Origin of the sequence: Sulfitobacter sp. UBA4523 (assembly GCF_002388305.1) — a bacterium.
GTDB lineage: Bacteria > Pseudomonadota > Alphaproteobacteria > Rhodobacterales > Rhodobacteraceae > Sulfitobacter > Sulfitobacter pontiacus.
In genome coordinates this window covers 5520-26208 of record NZ_DGMH01000024.1, presented here as the reverse complement: position 1 = coordinate 26208, position 20689 = coordinate 5520, and the positions used below count along the sequence as shown (strand labels likewise).

At 60.6% G+C, this 20689-nt stretch carries 23 protein-coding genes; 19 read left to right on the top strand and 4 right to left on the bottom strand.

Annotation, left to right across the window (positions count from 1 at the left end; translation table 11 throughout):
• Positions 1 to 26 precede the first annotated feature (26 nt).
• The 8 genes from B3849_RS05945 to B3849_RS05910 all read left to right on the top strand — a co-directional run bounded on the left by B3849_RS05945 (position 27) and on the right by B3849_RS05910 (position 9160).
• A complete protein-coding gene (locus B3849_RS05945) occupies positions 27 to 1013 on the top strand; it encodes an Hsp33 family molecular chaperone HslO (RefSeq protein ID WP_278425902.1) in 987 nt (328 codons plus the stop codon).
• Complete coding sequence (locus B3849_RS05940; protein ID WP_278425903.1) at positions 1003 to 1599, top strand: CoA pyrophosphatase; 597 nt, start codon at positions 1003 to 1005, stop codon at positions 1597 to 1599. Before B3849_RS05945 ends, B3849_RS05940 begins: the two co-directional genes overlap by 11 nt.
• The gene (locus tag B3849_RS05935; protein ID WP_278425904.1) at positions 1578 to 2762 is read left to right on the top strand and encodes a CCA tRNA nucleotidyltransferase; all 1185 of its coding nucleotides are present in this window, start codon (positions 1578 to 1580) and stop codon (positions 2760 to 2762) included. The genes B3849_RS05940 and B3849_RS05935 overlap by 22 nt, the downstream gene beginning before the upstream one ends.
• Positions 2763 to 2831: 69 nt before the next feature.
• The gene (locus B3849_RS05930) at positions 2832 to 4673 is read left to right on the top strand and encodes an ABC transporter ATP-binding protein (protein WP_278425905.1); all 1842 of its coding nucleotides are present in this window, start codon (positions 2832 to 2834) and stop codon (positions 4671 to 4673) included.
• The gene (locus tag B3849_RS05925) at positions 4673 to 6499 is read left to right on the top strand and encodes an ABC transporter ATP-binding protein (RefSeq protein ID WP_278425906.1); all 1827 of its coding nucleotides are present in this window, start codon (positions 4673 to 4675) and stop codon (positions 6497 to 6499) included. Before B3849_RS05930 ends, B3849_RS05925 begins: the two co-directional genes overlap by 1 nt.
• 38 nt (positions 6500 to 6537) lie before the next feature.
• Positions 6538 to 7776: a class I SAM-dependent RNA methyltransferase gene (locus B3849_RS05920; protein ID WP_278425907.1), complete on the top strand. Its 1239-nt coding sequence runs from the start codon at positions 6538 to 6540 to the stop codon at positions 7774 to 7776.
• A gap of 9 nt (positions 7777 to 7785) precedes the next feature.
• The gene (locus B3849_RS05915; protein WP_005850824.1) at positions 7786 to 8577 is read left to right on the top strand and encodes an ion transporter; all 792 of its coding nucleotides are present in this window, start codon (positions 7786 to 7788) and stop codon (positions 8575 to 8577) included.
• An 85-nt stretch (positions 8578 to 8662) separates the two neighbouring features.
• Positions 8663 to 9160 (top strand): L,D-transpeptidase family protein, encoded by a 498-nt coding sequence (locus B3849_RS05910; protein ID WP_278425908.1) that lies wholly within the window; start codon positions 8663 to 8665, stop codon positions 9158 to 9160.
• Positions 9161 to 9192: 32 nt separating this feature from the next.
• Here B3849_RS05910 and B3849_RS05905 read toward each other — a convergent pair whose 3' ends face one another.
• Positions 9193 to 9702: a CAP domain-containing protein gene (locus tag B3849_RS05905; RefSeq protein ID WP_005850828.1), complete on the bottom strand. Its 510-nt coding sequence runs from the start codon at positions 9700 to 9702 to the stop codon at positions 9193 to 9195.
• 171 nt (positions 9703 to 9873) lie between these two features.
• On the opposite strand from B3849_RS05905, the gene B3849_RS05900 reads away from it, so the two are divergent.
• Entirely contained in the window at positions 9874 to 10479 is a 606-nt protein-coding gene (locus B3849_RS05900; RefSeq protein WP_037942384.1) for a L,D-transpeptidase, read from the top strand.
• A 140-nt stretch (positions 10480 to 10619) separates the two neighbouring features.
• On the top strand, positions 10620 to 10802 hold the full coding sequence (locus tag B3849_RS05895; RefSeq protein WP_005850832.1) for a hypothetical protein: 183 nt from the start codon (positions 10620 to 10622) through the stop codon (positions 10800 to 10802).
• A 150-nt stretch (positions 10803 to 10952) separates the two neighbouring features.
• Here the strand turns inward: B3849_RS05895 and hemH are convergent, their stop codons facing one another.
• Both hemH and B3849_RS05885 read right to left on the bottom strand, forming a co-directional pair.
• Positions 10953 to 11999, bottom strand: coding sequence for a ferrochelatase (hemH, locus tag B3849_RS05890; RefSeq protein ID WP_009825741.1), 1047 nt, complete (start codon positions 11997 to 11999; stop codon positions 10953 to 10955).
• A 52-nt stretch (positions 12000 to 12051) separates the two neighbouring features.
• Positions 12052 to 12870 carry an SAM-dependent methyltransferase gene (locus B3849_RS05885; protein WP_278425909.1) on the bottom strand — a complete coding sequence of 273 codons (819 nt, stop codon included), beginning with the start codon at positions 12868 to 12870 and terminating at the stop codon, positions 12052 to 12054.
• 17 nt (positions 12871 to 12887) lie between these two features.
• Here B3849_RS05885 and B3849_RS05880 point away from each other — a divergent pair, with 17 nt between their 5' ends.
• Genes B3849_RS05880 through B3849_RS05865 form a run of 4 tightly spaced genes read left to right on the top strand, consistent with a single transcriptional unit; the run spans position 12888 to position 15187 of the window.
• Positions 12888 to 13616 carry a ComF family protein gene (locus tag B3849_RS05880; protein ID WP_278425910.1) on the top strand — a complete coding sequence of 243 codons (729 nt, stop codon included), beginning with the start codon at positions 12888 to 12890 and terminating at the stop codon, positions 13614 to 13616.
• 36 nt (positions 13617 to 13652) lie between these two features.
• Entirely contained in the window at positions 13653 to 13910 is a 258-nt protein-coding gene (gene grxC, locus B3849_RS05875) for a glutaredoxin 3 (RefSeq protein WP_005850844.1), read from the top strand.
• The gene (locus tag B3849_RS05870; RefSeq protein WP_074636695.1) at positions 13910 to 14740 is read left to right on the top strand and encodes a carbon-nitrogen hydrolase family protein; all 831 of its coding nucleotides are present in this window, start codon (positions 13910 to 13912) and stop codon (positions 14738 to 14740) included. Before grxC ends, B3849_RS05870 begins: the two co-directional genes overlap by 1 nt.
• A 9-nt stretch (positions 14741 to 14749) precedes the next feature.
• Positions 14750 to 15187: a MarR family winged helix-turn-helix transcriptional regulator gene (locus B3849_RS05865; protein ID WP_005850847.1), complete on the top strand. Its 438-nt coding sequence runs from the start codon at positions 14750 to 14752 to the stop codon at positions 15185 to 15187.
• Between the two features lie 12 nt (positions 15188 to 15199).
• Here B3849_RS05865 and ubiG read toward each other — a convergent pair whose 3' ends face one another.
• Complete coding sequence (gene ubiG / locus B3849_RS05860; protein WP_064217204.1) at positions 15200 to 15946, bottom strand: bifunctional 2-polyprenyl-6-hydroxyphenol methylase/3-demethylubiquinol 3-O-methyltransferase UbiG; 747 nt, start codon at positions 15944 to 15946, stop codon at positions 15200 to 15202.
• 48 nt (positions 15947 to 15994) lie between these two features.
• Between ubiG and pip the strand changes: the two genes are divergently transcribed.
• From pip to B3849_RS05835, 5 genes are all read left to right on the top strand, one after another.
• Positions 15995 to 16966, top strand: a complete 972-nt coding sequence (gene pip / locus B3849_RS05855) for a prolyl aminopeptidase (RefSeq protein ID WP_278425911.1) — start codon at positions 15995 to 15997, stop codon at positions 16964 to 16966.
• Positions 16963 to 17811, top strand: coding sequence for an ABC transporter substrate-binding protein (locus tag B3849_RS05850; protein ID WP_009825747.1), 849 nt, complete (start codon positions 16963 to 16965; stop codon positions 17809 to 17811). Before pip ends, B3849_RS05850 begins: the two co-directional genes overlap by 4 nt.
• A gap of 162 nt (positions 17812 to 17973) precedes the next feature.
• Entirely contained in the window at positions 17974 to 18552 is a 579-nt protein-coding gene (rimP, locus tag B3849_RS05845) for a ribosome maturation factor RimP (RefSeq protein WP_005850854.1), read from the top strand.
• Positions 18553 to 20181: a transcription termination factor NusA gene (nusA, locus tag B3849_RS05840; RefSeq protein ID WP_005850855.1), complete on the top strand. Its 1629-nt coding sequence runs from the start codon at positions 18553 to 18555 to the stop codon at positions 20179 to 20181. It abuts the gene before it with no gap.
• Positions 20182 to 20203: 22 nt separating this feature from the next.
• Positions 20204 to 20689, top strand: a 486-nt coding sequence (locus B3849_RS05835) for an RNA-binding protein (RefSeq protein WP_286779911.1), incomplete at its 3' end; no start/stop codon positions are given.

The window sequence follows — 20689 nt, the reverse complement described above, 5'->3', positions numbered from 1 at the left end:
AACCGTCTGCCGGTAAGGAAAGTCAAATGACCCAAGGAAACAAAATCGCGTGGGACGACACCGTTCTACCCTTTCAACTCGATGCCTCTGATATTCGGGGGCGCGTAGCGCGTCTGGATGGCGTGCTGGAAGGGATTTTGCGTCAGCATGACTATCCCGAAAAGGTAGAGGCGTTGGTCGCCGAAATGGCCTTGCTTACGGCGCTGATCGGGCAAACCATTAAGCTGCGCTGGAAATTGCAACTACAGGTCCAATCCAAAGGGCCCGTGCGCATGATTGCGACAGACTACTACGGCCCGACGGAGGATGGTGAACCCGCGCGCATCCGCGCTTACGCTAGTTATGATGCCGACCGGATCACCGATGGGCCGGCCTTTGATCAGGTGGGCGAGGGGTATTTTGCCATTATGATCGACCAGGGCAACGGGATGACCCCCTATCAGGGGATTACGCCGCTTACCGGTAAATCGCTGTCCGAATGTGCAGAGGCGTATTTCGCGCAGTCCGAACAACTGCCCACACGGTTTGAACTGAGCTTTGGCAAATCCACCTCCCCGGGGGAGGATGAGCATTGGCGCGCCGGCGGTGTTATGCTGCAACATATGCCCAAAGCCTCGCCCTTTGCCGCGCAAGGGGAAGGCAGCGGCGAGGTGCTGCAAGCCACTGATCTGGTCGACGGTGAAGAGGGGGATAATTGGCGCCGCGTCAACGTCTTGCTGGATACGGTAGACGAGCTTGAACTGATTGGGCCGAGCCTGCCGCCGACAGATCTTTTGAAACGTCTGTTTCACGAGGAGATGCCGCGAGTATTCGACGCGCAGGTGGTCCGCTTTGGCTGCACCTGCTCCGAAGATCGTGTGCGGCAAAGCCTGTCGATCTATTCGGCGGGGGATATCGAAACGATGACGACAGACGACGGCCGCGTCACGGCCGACTGCCAGTTCTGTGGCGCGCATTATGATCTGGACCCGAAAACAGTCGGGTTCGAGGCAGAAGACAACAGTGGCAGCTGATCAGCTCGCCCATTTTCGGAAGGCGCTGGCGCAAACTGGTGTCACGTCTTCCGATTTTGACCTTAACAAAGGGTCTACGCCACCGGCGAACCGGACATTGCGGCCAGCTGGCGTTCTGGCCCCGATCGTTGAACGGGGCGGTCGGTTGGAACTTATCCTGACCAAACGGTCGTCCGCGCTAAAGCACCATCCGGGGCAAATCTCCTTCCCGGGCGGCAAGCAGGATGGCGGTGATGCGGATGTCGTTGCCGCAGCCCTACGCGAGGCGCGGGAGGAAATCGGCCTGCCCTCGGATCTGGTCGACGTTTTGGGTACGCTGCCCGCACATGAGACAGTTACCAGCTTTCTGGTGACGCCCGTCATTGCCTTCGTGAAAAAAGACTTCGAAATTATCCCCGAGCCCGGCGAAGTTGAGGAAGTCTTTACCGTTCCACTTGATCATGTGCTCAACGCCGAAAATTACGTGGTCCAGTCGCGCCGGTGGCAGGGGCAGCGACGGTATTATTACACGGTTCCTTATGGGCCCTATTACATTTGGGGGGCAACCGCGCGTATGTTGCGGGCATGGACAGAACGTATGATGTGACCCTTCCCGCCAGCACGCGCTGGCTTTCCGACCCCGATGCCCAAGCCGTATGCGATGCGGTGACGGACGGCGGGCATGCGATCTATTTTGTCGGGGGCTGTGTGCGGAACGCGCTTTTGGGCGTGGCGGATAGCGATGTCGACATGTCGACCAATGCATTGCCCGAGCGCGTCATGGCTCTTGCCGCGCGCGCTGGGCTGAAAGCCGTACTGACGGGCGTGGAACATGGAACTGTCACCGTGGTCAGCGGCGGTAAGGGGTTCGAGGTGACGACCTTCCGCCGGGATGTGGAAACGGACGGGCGACGTGCGGTTGTCGCTTTTTCGGACAGTATCCTCGACGATGCGTTGCGCCGTGATTTTACGATGAACGCGCTTTACGCGGATTCGCAGGGGCGGGTGATCGACCCGCTTGAAGGTCTTGTTGATTTGCGCGCGCGGCGGGTGAGGTTTATCGAGGATGCCGCCCAACGTATCCGCGAAGACTACCTGCGCACCTTGCGCTATTTCCGGTTTTGCGCGTGGTATGCGGACCCGGTCGAGGGCTTCGATCCGGAGGCTTTGGCCGCGATTGCAGCGCATACCGACGGGTTGGAAAGCCTGTCGGCGGAGCGGATCGGAGCAGAGCTTACGAAGCTGTTTACCGCGCCGGACCCTGCACCAGCGGTAGCGGCGATGCGTCAAACCGGCGTTTTGGGGGCAATTCTGCCGGGAAGCGATGACCGCTGGCTCGGGATGGTCGTGCATTTCGAACAGCTGTTGCAGATGTCTGTGGACTGGCGCACGCGGCTGGCAGCGCTTGGCGGTGAGGATATCGACCAGCGCCTGAGGTTGAGCAAGGCAGACGCGAAATACCTGCATCGGCTGAAAGCGGCGGCATATGGCGCAGAGACGGTGGCCGCGATTGCCCATACCGACGGCGGCGATATGGCGCGCGCGGTTGTTGTGCTGCGCGCCTGCCTGTCTGAAACGCCACCCGATGCGGCTGTGCTTGATAGTATCGCGCAGGCCGAAACGGCTGTATTTCCCGTGCAAGCCGCTGATTTGATGCCGGAATATACCGGCCCTGCTTTGGGCAGGCGGCTGGCCGCGCTTAGGGCGCTCTGGATCGCTTCGGGGTTTGCGGCGACGCGGGACAGTTTGTTGGACACGCCAGAAAGCTGACGCAACCTGTGGTCTTTTCGGCGCGGCTCTTTCTATAGTGGCGGCGAACACGCGCCCTACAGGTGAATTATGTTTCGATTTTTCGAAAATCTTGTCGATCCCTATGCGGACTACGCCGAGCAAGACACGCCGCCCACGCGGCTGTGGCCCTTTTTCCGCACCTACAGCGCGCCGTTCAAAACGGTGTTCTGGGTCACGGGTGTGCTTTCCGTTGTCGTCGCGGCGATCGAGATCGGGCTGATCTACTATATGGGCCGTCTTGTCGATCTGATGGACGGCAGCCCGGCCGAGGTATGGCGTAGCTATGGGACGGAGTTTATCGTCGTCGCGCTGCTTATCCTGATCGCGCGGCCTGCTGTGCAGGCGGTTCACGTGTTGCTCCTGAACAACGCGGTGTTGCCGAATTACGGCACGCTTTTCCGTTGGCGCGGACACCGTCAGGTGCTGCGGCAATCGGTCGGCTGGTTCGAGGATGACTTTGCCGGGCGCATCGCCAACCGCATCATGCAAACGCCCCCCGCTGCGGGGGAGGTCGTGTTTCAGGTCTTTGACGCGATTTCATATGCGCTGGCCTATCTCATCGGCGCAGCGATTTTGTTAACCACGTCGGACTGGCAGCTTCTGATCCCCTTGGTCGCGTGGTTCGCGCTTTATGCTGTGCTGACCCAATGGACGATCAAGCGTGTGGCGGTTGCGTCGCAGGCCGCGTCGGATGCGCGGTCAGAGGTGACGGGCCGCGTGGTCGACAGTTACAGCAACATTCATTCGGTCAAGATGTTTGCGCACCATGACCGCGAGATTGAATATGCCAAGGGCGCCATCGAGAAGGCGCGCGTCACTTTTCAAAAGGAAATGCGGATATTCACCATCATGGATATCTGTCTGGTCAGCTTGAACGGTTTGTTAATCGTCGGGGTCGTAGGCTGGGCGTTCTATCTGTGGTCAACCGGCAACGCGACGGTGGGCGTGGTGACGGCTGCGACGGCGCTGACGCTGCGGTTGAACTCCATGACCGCCTGGATCATGTGGGCGCTTTCGACGTTCTTCCAGCAGCTTGGCGTCGTGGCCGAGGGGCTTGAAACGATTGCGCAGCCAATCACCTTGGTTGACGACAGCGATGCCAAGCCGCTGGCCCTGACCGACGGGCGGGTGGAGATGCGCGGGCTGACCCATCATTATGGCCGTGGTTCGGGCGGGTTGGATCAGGTGGATATCACCGTGCAGCCGGGGGAAAAGATCGGCCTGATCGGGCGGTCGGGCGCGGGCAAATCGACCTTGGTCAAGCTGCTGCTGCGGTTTTACGACCCCGAAGGCGGACGTATTCTGATTGACGGGCAGGATATCACCACCGTGCGGCAGGACAGCCTGCGGCAGGCGATCGGGATGGTGCAGCAGGACAATGCCCTGCTTCATCGGTCGATCCGCGAGAATATCCTTTACGGGCGTCCCACCGCGACGGAGGCAGAGGTGATTGCCGCAGCGAAACAGGCTCAAGCCCATGACTTTATTCAGGATTTGAACGATCAGGGCGGGCGGTCCGGCTATGACGCGCAGGTTGGCGAGCGGGGGGTGAAGCTGTCAGGCGGGCAGCGGCAACGCATCGCGCTGGCGCGGGTTATCCTCAAGAACGCGCCGATCCTTTTGCTGGACGAAGCGACGAGCGCGCTTGATAGCGAGGTAGAAGCCGCGATCCAGCAAACCCTGTACGGCATGATGGAGGGCAAGACCGTCATCGCCATCGCGCATCGCCTGTCCACCATCGCTGAAATGGACCGTATTCTGGTCATGGACGGGGGCCGTATCGTCGAAGAGGGCACGCATGAGGTGCTTTTGGCGCGAGGCGGGCTATATGCAGATTTCTGGAACCGGCAATCCGGCGGGTTCCTTCGCACAGAAGAGCCGACATCGTAATGCCTTTGACATGGATCGACCCGTTTTCCCCCGCCAAGACAGAGCCGCCGCGCCGTCTGGCGGCCTTTTTCCGTTGGGCGTTGAAGGGCAGCGGCCCTGCGCTTGGCCTCGCGGGGGTGCTGTCGATTTTCGCCGGCGTGATAGAGGTGATGGCCGCCCTAGTTCTTGGGTGGGTCGTGGATGCGGCGCTTGCCGCCGAGGCGGGGGCCGTATTCTCGGATCATACGGGGCTGCTCTTGGCGGGACTGGCGTTCTTTTTGCTGCTGCGTCCCGCGCTGTTCGGCGTCAGTTCGTATATGCAGTCGATCGTGGTCGCGCCGAATGTGTTCAACCTCGTGCTGTCGCGCTTGCATCGCTACACGCTGGGGCAGGCGGTCACGTTTTTCGACAATGATTTCGCGGGCCGGATTTCGCAGAAGGAAATGCAGACCAGCCGCGCGCTGACCGATGTCGTGACCGAGGTGCTGCATACGGTGCTCTTCGCCGCCGCGTCCTTTGTCGGCGCGGTGATGCTGCTTGGCACGGTGGATTGGCGCATCGCTGCGGGGCTGGTGCTTTGGATGGTCGGCTATGTCTTCCTGATCCGCCACTTCATGCCACGGGTCCGCAAACATTCCAAAGCGCGGGCAGGCGCGCGCGCGATGGTGACGGGGCAAGTGGTCGATACGATCACCAACATCAAAACCGTCAAGCTCTTCGCCCATGCCGATCACGAGGACCGCGCCGCCTTGGGGGCGATGCGCAAGTTTCTGGACACGAGCCTCGATTTCGGGCGGGTGAGTGTCTCTTTCCGGTTCTGGCTGATGACGATAGCGGGGTTTTTGCCGGTGCTGCTGGTGGGGGGTGCGCTTTGGTACTGGTCGCTGGGTCTGGTGACGGCGGGTGATATTGCGGCGACGGGGGCGGTGTCGCTGCGGCTGGCGCAGATGACGGGCTGGGTCAGTTTCACGCTGATGGCGCTTTATGCGAATGTGGGCGAGGTTGAAGACGGGATGCGCACGCTGGCCGCGCCGCAGCAGCTGCGCGATGCAGACAACGCAGCAGAGCTGGACGTGCGCGAAGGGGCGATCCGCTTTGACGGGCTGCGCTTTACCTATGGCCGCGATACGGGCGGTATCGAAGAGCTCAGCCTATCGATCAAACCGGGAGAGAAGCTGGGCATCGTCGGCGCGTCGGGGGCGGGGAAATCGACGTTGGTTTCGCTTTTGCTGCGGCTCTATACCGCGGAACAGGGTCACATTTCGATTGATGGGCAGGATGTCTCGGGTGTGACCAAGCAAAGCTTGCGGCGTCAGATCGGGATGGTCACGCAGGAGACGGCGATGTTCAACCGCTCGGCGTTCGACAACATCCGCTATGGCAAGCCCGACGCGACCGAGGCAGAGGTCATCGCGGCCGCACGTAAGGCCGAGGCGCATGAGTTCATCGAGAAGATGCAGGACCACACGGGCCGCAGCGGCTATGACGCGCATCTGGGGGAACGGGGGGTGAAGCTGTCGGGCGGGCAACGTCAGCGTATTGCGCTGGCCCGCGCGATCCTCAAGGACGCGCCGATCCTGATATTGGACGAAGCGACAAGCGCGCTGGATAGCGAGGTCGAAGCCGCGATCCAAAGCGCGTTGACCCGCGTGATGGAGGGCAAGACCGTGATGGCCATCGCCCACCGTCTGTCGACCCTGACCGAGATGGACCGCATTGCCGTGATGGACGCGGGCCGGATCGTAGAGATCGGCACCCATGATGCGCTGCTTGCCAAAGACGGGCTTTATGCCCGCTACTGGCGGCGGCAGTCGGGCGGGTTTTTGGATATGAAGGCCGCAGAATAAGGCTTTTGCTGCGCTCAGCTTCGCGGTAAGCCCTGCGCATGACAGAATATACAATCCAGCGACTTGGCCACCTGGGCGACGGCATTGCGCCCGGCCCTTTATTTGCCCCGATGACCCTGCCGGGCGAGGTGGTGACAGGCACGCCTGACGGTCAGACCCTGACCGACATCCGTATCGTCACCCCGTCGGAGAACCGGGTGTCGGCGCCGTGTCGCCACTTCAAGGCCTGTGGCGGCTGCCAGTTGCAGCATGCGTCGGATGACTATGTCGCGGATTTCAAGCTGGGCGTGGTCAAGGCGTCGCTGGATTCCCACGGGATAGAGACTGTTTTCAAGCCGCTGCAAACCTCGCCTGCGCAATCGCGCCGTCGGGCCACCTTTGCGGCGAAACGCACCAAAAAGGGCGCGATGGCCGGTTTCCACGGGCGCGGGTCTGATGTGGTGATCGAAATTCCCGGGTGTCAGTTGCTGGACCCTGCGGTGATGGGCGCGCTGCCGATTGCCGAAAAGCTTGCCGTGATCGGTACAAGCCGCAAGGCCGCACTGGCTGTAACGGTGACCGCATCGCGCGGGGGGCTCGATATCTCGGTCCAGAACGGGAAAGAGCTGGACGGCCCCTTGCGGCAAGAACTGGCGCATCTGTGCGACAGTCTGGGGCTGGCGCGGCTGACCTGGGACGGCGAGGTGATCGCGATGCGCACGCCGCCCGTGCAGCGTTTCGGTGCGGCCAAGGTGACACCCCCGCCCGGTGCCTTCCTGCAGGCCACCCCGCACGGAGAGGCGGCGCTGGTCACCGCCGTGCGCGAGGCTGTCGGTGAGGCGCGCCATGTGATTGACCTGTTTGCCGGCTGCGGCACGTTCAGCCTGCCCCTGGCCGATCAGGCAGAGGTACACGCCGTCGAAGGTGACGCCGCCATGACCGCCGCGCTGGATCACGGGTGGCGCATGTCGACGGGGCTTAAACCCGTCACGACTGAGGCGCGTGACCTGTTCCGCCGTCCCTTGCTGCCGGACGAGCTGGCCAAGACCGACGCCGTGGTCATCGACCCGCCGCGCGCGGGGGCCGAGGCCCAGATCGCCGAGATCGTCAAAGCGATGCCGCCGGTGCTGGCCTATGTGTCGTGTAACCCCGTCACCTTCGCGCGGGACGCCGCCGTGCTGATTGCCGCCGGTTATACGTTGAATTGGGTGCAAGTCGTTGATCAATTCCGCTGGTCCTCCCATGTGGAGCTGGCAGCGCAGTTCACTGCGCCGGAAGTACAACGCAAACGTAAATAACGCAGATCTATGGTGGGCACGGTAAACATGCGGGAACGTCTGGGAAGATGGGTCGAAGGGCGGGCCGTCAGCAATTTCATCATCGGTGTGATCGTATTCAACGCCGCCTTGCTAGGCATGGAGACAGCCCCCGCCCTGATGGAGAAATACGGCACGCTGATCCTGTTTCTGGATCGCGTCTGCCTGTTCATTTTCATCGCCGAGATCACGCTCAAGATCATCGCGCGTGGGGTCGGGTTCTTCCGCAACGGGTGGAATGTCTTTGACTTTACGGTCGTTGCCATCGCGCTGGTGCCCGCGGTGCAGGGGCTGTCTGTCTTGCGGGCTCTGCGTATCCTGCGGGTTTTGCGGGTGCTGTCCGTCGCCCCGCGTCTGCGCCGCGTTGTCGAAGGGTTTATTACCGCGTTGCCCGGTATGGGGTCGGTGTTCCTGCTGATGACGATCATCTTTTACATAGGGTCCGTCATCGCGACCAAATTGTTCAGCGACCAGTTCCCCGAATGGTTCGGGTCATTGCCCGCCAGCGCCTATAGCCTGTTTCAGATCATGACGCTGGAAAGCTGGTCGATGGGGATCGTCCGCCCGGTGATGGAGGTCTACCCCTATGCCTGGGTCTTCTTCGTGCCGTTTATTCTGGTCACGACCTTCGCCGTGGTGAACTTGCTGGTGGGTTTGATCGTGAACTCGATGCAGGACGCGCATAACGAGGAAGAGACCGTGCGCACCGATGCCTACCGGCTTGAGGTGATGGAAAAGCTGGAAGCGATCGAAAAGAAGCTGGCAGAGCACAGCCGACAGTAACGGCTTTTTGACCGCACCGATATTTGCTACATGATAGGGCATCCACATAAGGCCGAAAAGGTCGCGGGAACGAGGCATAGTGAACATGAAACGCAGAAACCTGATTCTGGGTGGCACCGCGCTGGTCGCGCTTGGGGCCTGCAGCAGCAGTAAATTCAAACGGTACAACGGGCCGCAGGTCACCTATGTGATCGTCAACAAGGGCGACCGCCGGATGTATCTGATGCACCACGACAAGGTGCTGGAATCATATGATATCAAACTGGGGTTCGCGCCTGTGGGCCACAAGGTGTACGAAGGTGACGGACGCACGCCCGAAGGGATCTATATGATCGACCGGCGCAATCCGAACAGCCGGTTCCACCTGTCGATCGGCATCAACTATCCCAATGAAATGGACCGCGCCCGCGCGGAAGCTTTGGGCAAAAGCCCCGGTGGCGATATCTTTATCCACGGTCAAAAGACCGCCAAGGACAAGAATCGCACCGATTGGACGTGGGGGTGTATCTCTGTCTCGAACGACGAGATGGAGGAGATCTATGCGATGGTCGGGAATAACACCCCCATCGCACTGAACCCCTGATATTTATCTAAAAGCGGGGGTGACCTTGGCGGTCACTTCCCCATCACCATGGTCCACCAGATCTTGCCGTTGTTTTCCTGATGCCAGGAAAAGCCCATGTTCAAAGCGTCCTTCGACATGATGATGCGGCGGGTGTCCGGTTTCTCCATCCACGCGGCAAGTGTTTCGAGCTCGGTCTCGTAGGTTTCCGAGATGACTTCGCCGACCAGCGCGCCGGTATACCCTACACGTTGGATGCGATCGACAGGGGACGACCCGTCAGACCCGAAGTGCCAGGGGCGGTTCTGCACCGCCATATCCCGCGAATGGGTCGCGGCGGCGGCGTTCAGTTGTGCGTCCAGTTGAACGGGTGCCAGACCGGAGGCACCGCGCAGCGCGTTCACGGAATCAAGCATGCGGAATTGCAGCTTGCCGGTATCATTGCGCCCAATCTTATAGACGGTAGGGCCGGGGCGACCGTCGGACGCAAGCGGGGTTGGTGCAGGGGTACAGGCCGCCAGCGCCACGGTCAGGGAAATAAGGATTGAAAACAGACGGATCATGGCGCAGCTCCACGCAATTGGGTTTGTCGTGCCATACAGCTTGATGCGTTGCAGATCAAACGCACATGAGCGTGAGCGCGCCTGTTAACGCTTGTTTGATTTGAAACTGCGACTTTCGAGCCATATACGACAGTATTATACTAGGTTGTAACTACCTTCAGGAGACATCTGATGTCTGATAAGAAATTTACCCTTTCGTCGCGCCGTGCTTTCCTTGCTGGCAGCGCCGCCATGCTGGCAACGCCCGCTCTGGCGCAAAGCAGCGTCAACAGCGAAGCGACCACGGAGACGGAGCGTGATCTGACCGAGACCGTGCGTCGCAACACCTCCAGCTTCCGCACGCTGGATTGGCAGCCGTACTTCAGCGACACCAAGAACGGGGCCATTCTTGTCGATATCGACAGCCGCGCGGTGCATTACTGGTCCGAGGATCAGTCGATCTACAAACTATACCCCTCAAGCGTACCGCTGACCGAGGAACTGACCCGCCGTGGGCGTACCAGCGTGATCCAGAAGGTCGTTGGCCCCACATGGCGTCCGACCCCGTCGATGCTGGAACGCAACCCAGAGTGGCCAGCGGTGATCGGGCCGGGCCCTGACAACCCCTTGGGCACCCACGCGCTGTACCTGAGCTGGACGTACTACCGTATCCATGGCACGCATGACACACGCAAGATCGGGCGCCGTTCGTCGAATGGCTGCATTGGCCTGTACAATGAACATATTGCTGAACTTTTTGGCATGGCGAACGTCGGCACCCAAGTGTTGCTTATTTGACAACTTTTTAGCGATTGTGGTGCTCAAAAGCTGAATCCGGGTTTGCAATTACCCGCTGATGCTGTTTAGAAAGTTTTACGAGGTAAGTCTTGGGCGCGTGCTATCACACTGTGAAGTACGCCTTTTCTGGAGGTTATGTTATGAAGAAACTCGTTCTCGCCGCTGCTCTGACAGCTGCTGCATCGAATGCATTTGCTGGTTCGCTGGCAGAGCCAATCATCGAAGCACCCGTCATCGTTGAAGAGTCCACCTCTTCTTCCTCGGGCATCCTGATTCCTCTGCTGCTGCTGGCCGTTGTTGCTGCTGCAGTTGCTTCCGACTAATTCGGTCGAAGTTTCAGTTAGAAAAAGGCGGTGTTCTACACCGCCTTTTTTTATGTCTGCCGTTCGGCGTCAGATGACAAGCGGACAAAAGAAAAGCGCCTGTAGCCACAGGCGCTTTTCTTTGTTTTCAGGTCCAAGCGGCGCGGGGGATTAGTCGATCCAGCCTTGCAGGTTTTCCTCGATCACATTGGACAGCGCCTTGATGTGCAAGTCGTCGTCATTGAGGCAGGGGATATAGTGAAACTCCTCCCCGCCCGCGTGTTCAAAGCTTTCCTTGATCTCTTCGTTGATCTCTTCCAGCGTTTCGATGCAATCGGCTGAAAAGGCAGGGGCACAGACCGCGATCTTTTTGTTACCGGCTTCGGCCTGCCGCGCGACCTCTTCCACGGTATAGGGCTGCAGCCATTCTTCGGGGCCGAATTTCGACTGGAAGGTCGTCATGATCTGGGTGTCGTCCCAGCCCAGCCGTTCCTTCAGCAGGCGCGTCGTTTTCTGGCATTGGCAGTGATAGGGATCGCCCTCCATCAAATAGCGCAGCGGGACACCGTGATACGAGCACAGCAGCTTGTCGGGCTTTGTCTCCATCTTGGCGTAGGCCTTCTCGATCGAGGTGGCGAGCGCTTCGATATAATCGGGGCGGTCGAAATAGGGTTCAACCGTGCGGGCGGCGGGCTGCCATTTCTCTTTGGCGAGCGCGGCGAAAAACGCGTCATTCGCGGTGGCAGAGGTGGCACCGGCGTATTGCGGGTACAGCGGGAAGAACAGGATCTTCTGGCAGCCCGCAGCGGTCATCGCCGCCACCTTGGATTGGGTAGACGGGTTGCCGTAGCGCATGCAGTAATCGACCATGACTGCGTCACCATACCGCGCCTGCATCGCGTCTTTTATCTTCGCGGTTTGCTGTTTGGTGATGGTCATCAGCGGGCTTTCCCCGGCCTCGTGGTTCCAGATCGACTTATACGCGGCACCGCTGGTGAAGGGGCGTTTCGACAGGATCACCAGTTGAAGCAGCGGTTGCCATTTCCACGGGCTATAGTCGATCACGCGGCGATCCGACAGAAATTCCGATAGATATCGGCGCATTGACCAGTAATCATAGTTGTCCGGCGTGCCGAGGTTCGCCAGCAGGATACCCACCTTGGGGGCGGGCACGGTGGGGTGGTCAGGCTGTGCATGGGCTGGGCGCTGCTGCGTCATCTGGCATTCCTTTTCTGCGTTTAGCGCTGAGATAAACGGTTATGGTCGCGCGTCAATCGCGCAGCGGCGTTTCCGCCGTGGCCAGCGCATCGGCCAAGCGCTGCTGCGCAGAGCCGGGTCGCAGGGGTTTGGGCTGGCTGTCCGCCGGTGCCCAGCCCGCCAGAAAGACCAGCTCAAAGCTTGCTTTGATGCGCCCCTCTGGCGTGGCGTAGTGGTCGCGGTAAAGTTGCCCCGCCGCGTCAAAGATCGCGCGGCCACTGGGGCGGCGCAGACGGCTGGTCAGGGCGTTGGCTTCTCCCATGGCGCGCAGGTCGCGCATCAGGTGCCAGATATCGCTGTATTCTGTCGTCAGCGTCACGGAATCCGCCACCGGCAGCGCAAGCCCCGCCCGTTGCAGCAGCCCGCCGATATCACGCAACTCGGCCATAGGGGCGATCCGCGGCGACAGCCCACCGGTGATCGACGCCTCGGCCTGACCCAGACAGGCGCGCAGCTCGTGCAGGGTCTGCCCGCCGAAACCAACGCTTAAAAACAGCCCGTCGGGTTGCAGGGCACGGCGTGACTGGATGATCTGACCGACGGGATCATTCGCCCAATGCATCCCCATCGCATGGACCACCAGATCATGCGCGCCCTGGGTCAGCGCAAGCGTATCGGTGTCCTCCACCAGCGTCGCGTTCGGATGCAGCGCGCCCCAGACCTGCGGGAAGCCTGTGACAATCGCTGCTGACGTAAAGGTTCTGTTAACCAGCGACAGCCGATCATCGACCTCTTCAAGCGCGGCGCGGTGCAGGAACAGGGCGTCATCGGTGGCGCGGCGGCGGTTGCGGGTCAGCGCCGCGCGATCGGTCAGGGTGTGTGAAGCGTTCATGAAAGGATAATAAGATCATGCGAGACCAGTTACAAACCGCTGTTGCGCTGATTTACCCGCCGTCCTGTCTGGCGTGCGGGGCGTGGGTGGCTGCTCATGGGGGGCTGTGCGGCCCGTGCTGGCGCGACACGGGGTTCATTGGAGGTGTGGTTTGCGAAACCTGCGGTATTCCCTTGCTGGGCGATCTGTCCGAGACAGACGTGCGCTGCGACGCCTGCCTTGCCGCGCCGCCGCCGTGGGACCACGGGCGCGCAGCCCTTTTGTACCGAGATACCGGCCGCCGGCTGGTGCTGGCGCTGAAACACGGCGACCGTCAGGACATCGCCAAACCCGCAGGACACTGGATGGCGCGGGTGATCGCGCCCTTCGTCACGCCTGACACTTTGGTGGTGCCCGTGCCGCTGCATTACGCGCGGCTGTGGAAGCGGCGGTTCAACCAATCGGCCCTGCTTGCCCGTGCGCTTGCCCGTGAACACAAGCTTGGGTGGTGCCCCGACGCGCTGCGCCGCGTCCGACGCACCGCCGCGCTAGAGGGGAAGGGACGCCGCGAACGCTTTGCCCATCTGGATGGCGCGATCACCGCCCATCCCCGCCGCGCCGTCCTGCTGCGTGGCCGTCCGGTGCTGCTGGTGGATGACGTGATGACATCGGGGGCGACATTACAGGCATCGGCGCGGGCCTGTCTGGAGGCACGTGCAGGGCCAATCTGCGTTGTGACACTGGCAAGAGTGGCAAAAGATACTTAAGTCTTGATCCAACCCATTTGTTGAAAGGACATCAACATGCAACCTGTTGAGATCTATACCTCCCCGCTGTGCGGCTTTTGCCATGCCGCCAAACGTTTGCTGAATGAAAAAGGCGTGAGCTTTGCCGAGGTCGACGTGCTTGCCCAGCCAGAGCGTAAGTCCGAGATGATCGAGCGTGCGAATGGCGGGCGCACTGTGCCGCAGATCTTTATCGGCGACACCCATGTCGGCGGCTGTGATGACCTTTACGCGCTTGAGCGTGCGGGCAAGCTGGACGCTTTGTTGGCCTCCTGATGCAGGCGGCGCTGATCCAGCTGAACGTCAGCGATACACCGGCCCGCAATCTGGCGGGCACGGTAGAGATGGTGCGCGATGCTGCGGCGCAGGGGGCGGCGTTTGTCCTCACGCCCGAGGTCACGAACTGCGTCTCGACCAGCCGCGACCACCAGCGCAGCGTTTTGCAGCACGAAGACGATGACATCACCCTCGCCGCCCTGCGGGATGTGGCGCGAGAGGCGGGCATCTGGCTGCTGATCGGGTCGCTTGGGCTGAAAACGCGGGATGCGGACGGGCGCTTTGCCAATCGGTCGTTCCTGATTGATCCGCAGGGGCAGATCAAGGCCCGCTACGACAAGATCCATATGTTCGACGTGGATATCGACGCGGGCGAAAGCTACCGCGAATCGGCAGGCTACCGCCCCGGCGATCAGGCGGTTGTGGCGCAGACGCCTTTCGCCAAAATCGGGATGAGCATCTGCTATGACATGCGTTTTCCCAAGCTCTATCAGGCGCTGGCGGATGCGGGGGCGACGATCCTGACCATGCCCGCCGCTTTTTCGCCCGTGACCGGTGCCGCGCATTGGCACATGTTGCTGCGGGCCCGTGCGATCGAGACAGGGTGTTTCGTGTTGGCCCCCGCGCAGACCGGCACCCATGCCAGCGACAGCCACAAGACCCGCGACACCTACGGCCATTCGCTGGTTGTTGCCCCGTGGGGCGAGGTGCTGCTGGATGCGGGCACCGCGCCCGGCATTTATCCGTTCACGCTGGACATGGCGCGTGTACAAGAGGCACGTACCCGCGTACCCAGTCTTGCCAACCGGCGGGATTTCAAGGCACCTTAGTAACGGCTTATGACGGAAAATCGAAACTCACTTGCGATCACATTGATCAGCGAATTGCTGTCGGCTGATCAACGGATGCGCAACCGGCTGACCCGGGCGCTGCCCAAAGGCATGGAGATTTCGCATTTTTCGGTGCTGAACAATCTGGCCTGGCATGACGGTGAAAAGACCCCCGCGCAGCTGGCCGAGACGTTCAATGTCACCCGTGGTGCGATGACAAATACGCTGAATAAACTGGTCTGGGCGGGCTATGTGCATATCCGCCCCGATTGGGACGATGCGCGGCGCAAGATGGTGGCGATCAGCCCCGCAGGCCGCAACGCGCGGGACCATGCGATCCGGCAAATCTCGCCGTTGATCAATGATGTGGCCGATGATCTGGGCGAGGCGCAGGTGCGTGCCACGCTAGATACCCTGCGCGCTCTGCGGCGCCAGCTTGAAGGCTGACGCCGGTTTGGGTCACTCTGGCTTCAGGCTGGCGGTGACGTAGTTCACGCTCAGGTCACGGTCCGACAGACGCCACGACCATGTGATCGGGTTGAACACGAACCCTTTGCGATCCACTGCCGTCAGGCCCGCCTTGTGCAGCAGGTCAAAGAGTTCATCCGGCGTGATGAATTTCGACCATTCATGGGTGCCCTTGGGTAGCCAGCGCATCACGTGCTCTGCCCCGACAATCGCCATCATGAAAGACTTGGGGTTGCGGTTCAGCGTCGAACAGATGTGCAGCCCGCCGGGTTTCAGCAGGGTGCGGCAGGCGATCAGATAATCGATGGGAGAGGCGACATGTTCGACCACCTCCATGTTCAGCACCACGTCGAATTGTTCCCCCGCTTCGGCGAGCGCCTCGGCTGTGGTGTGACGATAGTCGATATCGAGCCCCGATTGCTGCGCATGGACCTGCGCGACAGGGATGTTGCCCGCCGCGGCATCGGCACCGACCACGGTCGCACCCAACCGCGCCATCGGTTCCGACAGCAGCCCGCCGCCGCAGCCGATGTCCAGAATCCGCAGCCCGCGAAACGGTTCGGGCGATTTCAGGTCACGGTCGAACTCTCCGGCGATTTGGGAGGTGATGTAATCCAGACGGCAGGGATTGAGCATATGCAGCGGCTTGAATTTGCCGTTCTCGTCCCACCATTCGGCGGCCATGGCCTGAAACTTTTCGATCTCGGCGGGGTCAACAGTGCTTTGAGGCGCTTGCATTCTGATCTCTCTGTGCTCTTTTGGGTCCAATGACTATATAGGGCTGTAATGGACAAAATCCCGGACCAAAAGCGCGCAGTGCAATATCTTCACCCGCCGATCGACCCGTTCGATCAGCGGATGATGGATGTGGGCGATGGTCATTCGATCTATGTCGAACAATGCGGCAACCCCGATGGCATCCCCGTGGTGGTCCTGCATGGCGGCCCCGGCGGCGGGTGCAGCCCGTCGATGCGGCGCTATTTCGATCCGGCAAAATATCACGTGATCCTGTTTGACCAGCGCGGGTGCGGGCGGTCCAAGCCTTTTGCGTCGGTTATAAATAACACGACATGGGATCTGGTCGCGGATATCGAACGCATCCGCGAAGCGCTTGGCATCGAGAAATGGATCGCTTTTGGTGGCAGCTGGGGCGCGACGCTGGCGTTGATCTATGCCGAAACCCACCCCGAGATGGTGCGCAACATCATCCTGCGCGGCGTTTTCATGATGACGCAGGCGGAGCTTGACTGGTTCTATGGCGGCGGCGCGGGCAAGTTCTGGCCCGATCTTTGGGCGCGGTTTACCGGCCTGATCCCCGAAGCCGAGCATGGCGATCTGATTGCGGCCTACCACCGCCGGCTGTTCTGTGGCGACCGCATGACCGAGGTGAAATACGGCAAGGCCTGGGCCGCGTGGGAAAACGCGCTGGCCTCGATCCATGCGTCGGGCGGGTCGTATGAGGGACCGGGTGAATATTCGCGCACCTTCGCCCGGCTTGAGAATCACTATTTCACCAACGCCGGATTTCTTGAGTTTGATGGCCAGATCCTTGCGCATGTGGACCGCATTGCCCATATCCCCGGCGTGATTGTGCAAGGCCGCTACGATATGATTTGCCCCCCCTCCAGCGCGTATGAACTGGCGCAGGCTTGGCCCAATGCCGAGCTGAAGATGGTGCGCAATGCCGGTCACGCGCTGTCTGAACCCGGCATCAGCGCTGAACTGGTGCGCACGATGGACAGGATTGCTGCGCAATGACCCGCTCTTTGATGGATCGCCGTGCTTTATTTGCCTCGGGTGCTGCGGCGGCCTTGCTGGCGGCGACAGGTGTGTCGGCGGCGTCCATGCCCAAAGCGGGCGGGCGGTTGCGGATGGCGCTGTCGGGGGCGGCGCGCAGCGATACCTGGGGGCAGGGCGATGGCCTGTTCATGCAGGTGGCGCGGCAGGGGCTGATCTTTGATACGCTGACCGAAATCGCCGCCGACGGCACCCTGCGCGGAGAGCTGGCAACAGCCTGGCAAGGCAGCGCCGACGGGCGCGTCTGGCTGGTCGATCTGCGCAAGGATGTATTGTTTCACGATCAGCGCCCCATGACCGCGCGCGATGTTGTCGCGTCCCTCGCGCTGGACGGTGTGGTAGAGGCGACGGGCCCCCATCAGCTGCGCATCACGATGGATGCGCCCGCGATGGACTTGCCCTTTACGCTGGCGGACCCGCGTCATGTGATCCGCGCCGCCCATGCGATGGACGACGGCATCGGGACCGGCCTGTACCGTCTGCGAAGATTTACGCCGGGTCAGCAGGTTTTGGCCGAACGTGTGGCGGATCACTACAAAGGGCGCAGCGCCGGCTGGTTCGATACGGTTGAACTGGTGTCCATTCCCGCGCAGCAGGTTCGTGCGCAGGCGATGGCTGAATATCTGGTCGAAGCGGCAGACCTGAATGATGGCGAAGCCCTTCAATCCTATGATGATATTGCCTTGCTGCCCCATGCACGCGGGGTGACCCATGCGGTGTCACGCAGCATCGCCATGCCCCTGCGCACCGGCCAGCATCGCCCGCTGGACAACCTGCGCGCCGCCGAACGCTGGTGGCTGGCCTAAGCAGGGCAGGCACACGGGGCTTGCAGTTTCACATATACAGGCGTATATGACGTCTCAACAGCGGCGCATCGGGGTCCACACCTGAGGCTCCACCGATCTTGAACACGGGCCGCGCGCCCGTTTTTTTGTGCCTGCTCGAAACTGCAGGATGATAGTGAGATTATGAACAACGACCTGATTGCAAAAGCAGCCATTGATCGCCGCATGGCCGAGATCATCACACCGGTGATCGAGGATATGGGGTTTGAACTGGTGCGCGTTCGCCTGATGTCGGGCAAGTCGACGACGTTGCAGGTGATGGCAGACCGTCCCGATGGCGGTATCGAGGTGGACGAGCTGGCCCTGATCAGCCAATCCATCAGCGCTGTCATGGATGTCGAGGATCCGATCCTTGATGAATACACCCTTGAAGTGTCGAGCCCCGGCATCGACCGCCCGCTGACGCGGCTCAAGGATTTCGAGATGTTCGAGGGCTATGAGGCCAAGATCGAGACCGGCGAACTGATCGACGGCCGCCGCCGCTTCAAGGGCGAGCTGGCAGGCGTCGAGGATGACGAGGTGCTGATCAACGTCGAGGAAGGCACCATCGGGCTCAAGTTCGATTGGCTGACCGACGCCAAACTGGTTCTGACCGACGATCTGATCAAAGAAATGCTGCGCCAACGCAAAGCGTCCGGTGCGATTGACGAAACCAAATTCGATGACATCGAGACCGAAGGGTCCACCGAGGGAGACGACTAAATGGCCATTACATCTGCCAACCAGCTGGAACTGCTGCAAACCGCCGAGGCTGTGGCCCGCGAAAAGATGATCGACCCCAATCTCGTGGTTGAAGCGATGGAAGAATCGCTCGCTCGGGCGGCGAAGTCGCGCTACGGCGCTGAGATGGACATTCGCGTTTCCATCGACCGCAAGACCGGTCGCGCGACCTTTACCCGTGTGCGTACGGTTGTGGCCGATGACGAGCTTGAGAACTATCAGGCGGAGTTCACGGTAGAGCAGGCCAAGCAGTATATGGCCAACCCCGAAGTCGGTCAGGAATTCAGCGAAGAAGTCCCACCGGTTGAAATGGGCCGTATCGCCGCACAATCCGCCAAGCAGGTGATCTTGCAGAAGGTCCGCGAAGCCGAGCGTGACCGCCAGTACGAAGAATTCAAGGACCGCGCCGGCACGATCATCAACGGTCTGGTCAAGCGCGAGGAATATGGCAACGTTATCGTCGATGTGGGCGCTGGCGAAGCGATCCTGCGTCGCAACGAGAAAATCGGCCGTGAAAGCTATCGCCCGAACGACCGTATCCGCGTGTACATCAAGGATGTGCGCCGCGAACAGCGTGGCCCGCAGATCTTCCTGAGCCGCACCGCGCCCGAATTCATGGCCGAGCTGTTCAAGATGGAAGTGCCTGAAATCTATGACGGCATCATCGAGATCAAGGCCGTTGCCCGTGACCCCGGTTCGCGCGCGAAAATCGCTGTCATCTCTTATGACGGCTCCATCGACCCTGTGGGGGCCTGCGTTGGTATGCGCGGCAGCCGCGTTCAGGCCGTTGTGAACGAGCTTCAGGGCGAAAAGATCGACATCATCCCGTGGAACGAAGACCAGCCGACGTTCTTGGTGAACGCGCTTCAGCCTGCCGAGGTCTCCAAGGTTGTTCTGGATGAAGAAGCCGGCAAAATCGAAGTCGTCGTTCCCGAAGAACAACTGTCGTTGGCGATTGGCCGTCGTGGTCAGAACGTGCGTCTGGCATCGCAGCTGACCGGTCTGGACATCGACATCATGACCGAAGAGCAAGAGAGCCAGCGCCGTCAGGCAGAGTTCGAACTGCGCACCAAGCTGTTCATGGACAATCTGGATCTGGACGAATTCTTTGCCCAGCTTCTGGTCTCCGAAGGGTTCACCAACCTCGAAGAAGTCGCCTATGTCGAAGTGGACGAGCTGCTGGTCATCGACGGTGTTGACGAAGACACCGCAAGCGAACTGCAAGCCCGCGCCCGTGACGTGATCGAAGCGCAGAACAAAGCGGCGCTTGATGCGGCGCGCGCCTTGGGTGTGGACGACACGCTTATTGAATTCGACGGTCTGACACCCCAAATGATTGAGGCACTGGCCAAAGACGACGTTAAAACGCTCGAAGATTTCGCGACTTGCGCGGATTGGGAGCTGGCCGGCGGCTGGACTACCGTGAATGGCGAACGCACCAAGGATGAAGGGACACTTGAACCTTTCGATCTGTCGCTGGAAGATGCGCAAAAGCTGATCATGACCGCGCGCGTCCTGCTGGGCTGGGTCGATCCTGCCGAGCTTGAAGCGGATGATGTCGACGAAGAGTTCGATGCCGACATCGACACGGACGAGGAGGCCGAGGCCTGATCGCGGGGCCTTGGGGAACGATATGACACGTGGTGGCGTTTCTAAAGACCGGCAAGACGGTCCCGAACGAAAGTGTATCGCCACTGGCGAGGCGCAGCCCAAAAACGGGCTGATCCGCTTTGTCATTGGTCCCGACATGCATGTTTTCCCGGATATCATGGGGAAACTGCCCGGTCGGGGGATGTATGTGTCAGCGGATCGGGCCGCGTTGGAAAAAGCGGCCAAGAAGGGTCTGTTCGCCCGCTCGGCCAAGCAACCTGTCAAGGTTGCGGATGATTTGGTGGATGAAGTTGAAAAGCAACTTGTCCGCCGTGTGGTTGACCTGATTTCGTTGCAACGCAAGGCGGGCAAGGCCGTTGCGGGCTACGAAAAAGTCAAAGGTTGGCTGCAAATGGAAGAAGCCGAAGTGTTGATCCAGGCAGTAGATGGATCGGGCCGCGGCAAATCGAAACTAAGCACGCCGCATTACGGCCATTACATTGGCTGGCTGACGGCAGACGAATTGGGG

Coding starts and splice junctions, on each gene's coding strand:
- B3849_RS05945 (WP_278425902.1), top strand. CDS start 27: ATGACCCAAGGAAACAAAATCGCGTGGGACGACACCGTTCTACCCTTT.
- B3849_RS05935 (WP_278425904.1), top strand. CDS start 1,578: ATGGACAGAACGTATGATGTGACCCTTCCCGCCAGCACGCGCTGGCTT.
- B3849_RS05930 (WP_278425905.1), top strand. CDS start 2,832: ATGTTTCGATTTTTCGAAAATCTTGTCGATCCCTATGCGGACTACGCC.
- B3849_RS05925 (WP_278425906.1), top strand. CDS start 4,673: ATGCCTTTGACATGGATCGACCCGTTTTCCCCCGCCAAGACAGAGCCG.
- B3849_RS05920 (WP_278425907.1), top strand. CDS start 6,538: ATGACAGAATATACAATCCAGCGACTTGGCCACCTGGGCGACGGCATT.
- B3849_RS05915 (WP_005850824.1), top strand. CDS start 7,786: ATGGTGGGCACGGTAAACATGCGGGAACGTCTGGGAAGATGGGTCGAA.
- B3849_RS05910 (WP_278425908.1), top strand. CDS start 8,663: ATGAAACGCAGAAACCTGATTCTGGGTGGCACCGCGCTGGTCGCGCTT.
- B3849_RS05905 (WP_005850828.1), bottom strand. CDS start 9,702: ATGATCCGTCTGTTTTCAATCCTTATTTCCCTGACCGTGGCGCTGGCG.
- B3849_RS05900 (WP_037942384.1), top strand. CDS start 9,874: ATGTCTGATAAGAAATTTACCCTTTCGTCGCGCCGTGCTTTCCTTGCT.
- B3849_RS05895 (WP_005850832.1), top strand. CDS start 10,620: ATGAAGAAACTCGTTCTCGCCGCTGCTCTGACAGCTGCTGCATCGAAT.
- hemH (WP_009825741.1), bottom strand. CDS start 11,999: ATGACGCAGCAGCGCCCAGCCCATGCACAGCCTGACCACCCCACCGTG.
- B3849_RS05885 (WP_278425909.1), bottom strand. CDS start 12,870: ATGAACGCTTCACACACCCTGACCGATCGCGCGGCGCTGACCCGCAAC.
- B3849_RS05880 (WP_278425910.1), top strand. CDS start 12,888: ATGCGAGACCAGTTACAAACCGCTGTTGCGCTGATTTACCCGCCGTCC.
- grxC (WP_005850844.1), top strand. CDS start 13,653: ATGCAACCTGTTGAGATCTATACCTCCCCGCTGTGCGGCTTTTGCCAT.
- B3849_RS05870 (WP_074636695.1), top strand. CDS start 13,910: ATGCAGGCGGCGCTGATCCAGCTGAACGTCAGCGATACACCGGCCCGC.
- B3849_RS05865 (WP_005850847.1), top strand. CDS start 14,750: ATGACGGAAAATCGAAACTCACTTGCGATCACATTGATCAGCGAATTG.
- ubiG (WP_064217204.1), bottom strand. CDS start 15,946: ATGCAAGCGCCTCAAAGCACTGTTGACCCCGCCGAGATCGAAAAGTTT.
- pip (WP_278425911.1), top strand. CDS start 15,995: ATGGACAAAATCCCGGACCAAAAGCGCGCAGTGCAATATCTTCACCCG.
- B3849_RS05850 (WP_009825747.1), top strand. CDS start 16,963: ATGACCCGCTCTTTGATGGATCGCCGTGCTTTATTTGCCTCGGGTGCT.
- rimP (WP_005850854.1), top strand. CDS start 17,974: ATGAACAACGACCTGATTGCAAAAGCAGCCATTGATCGCCGCATGGCC.
- nusA (WP_005850855.1), top strand. CDS start 18,553: ATGGCCATTACATCTGCCAACCAGCTGGAACTGCTGCAAACCGCCGAG.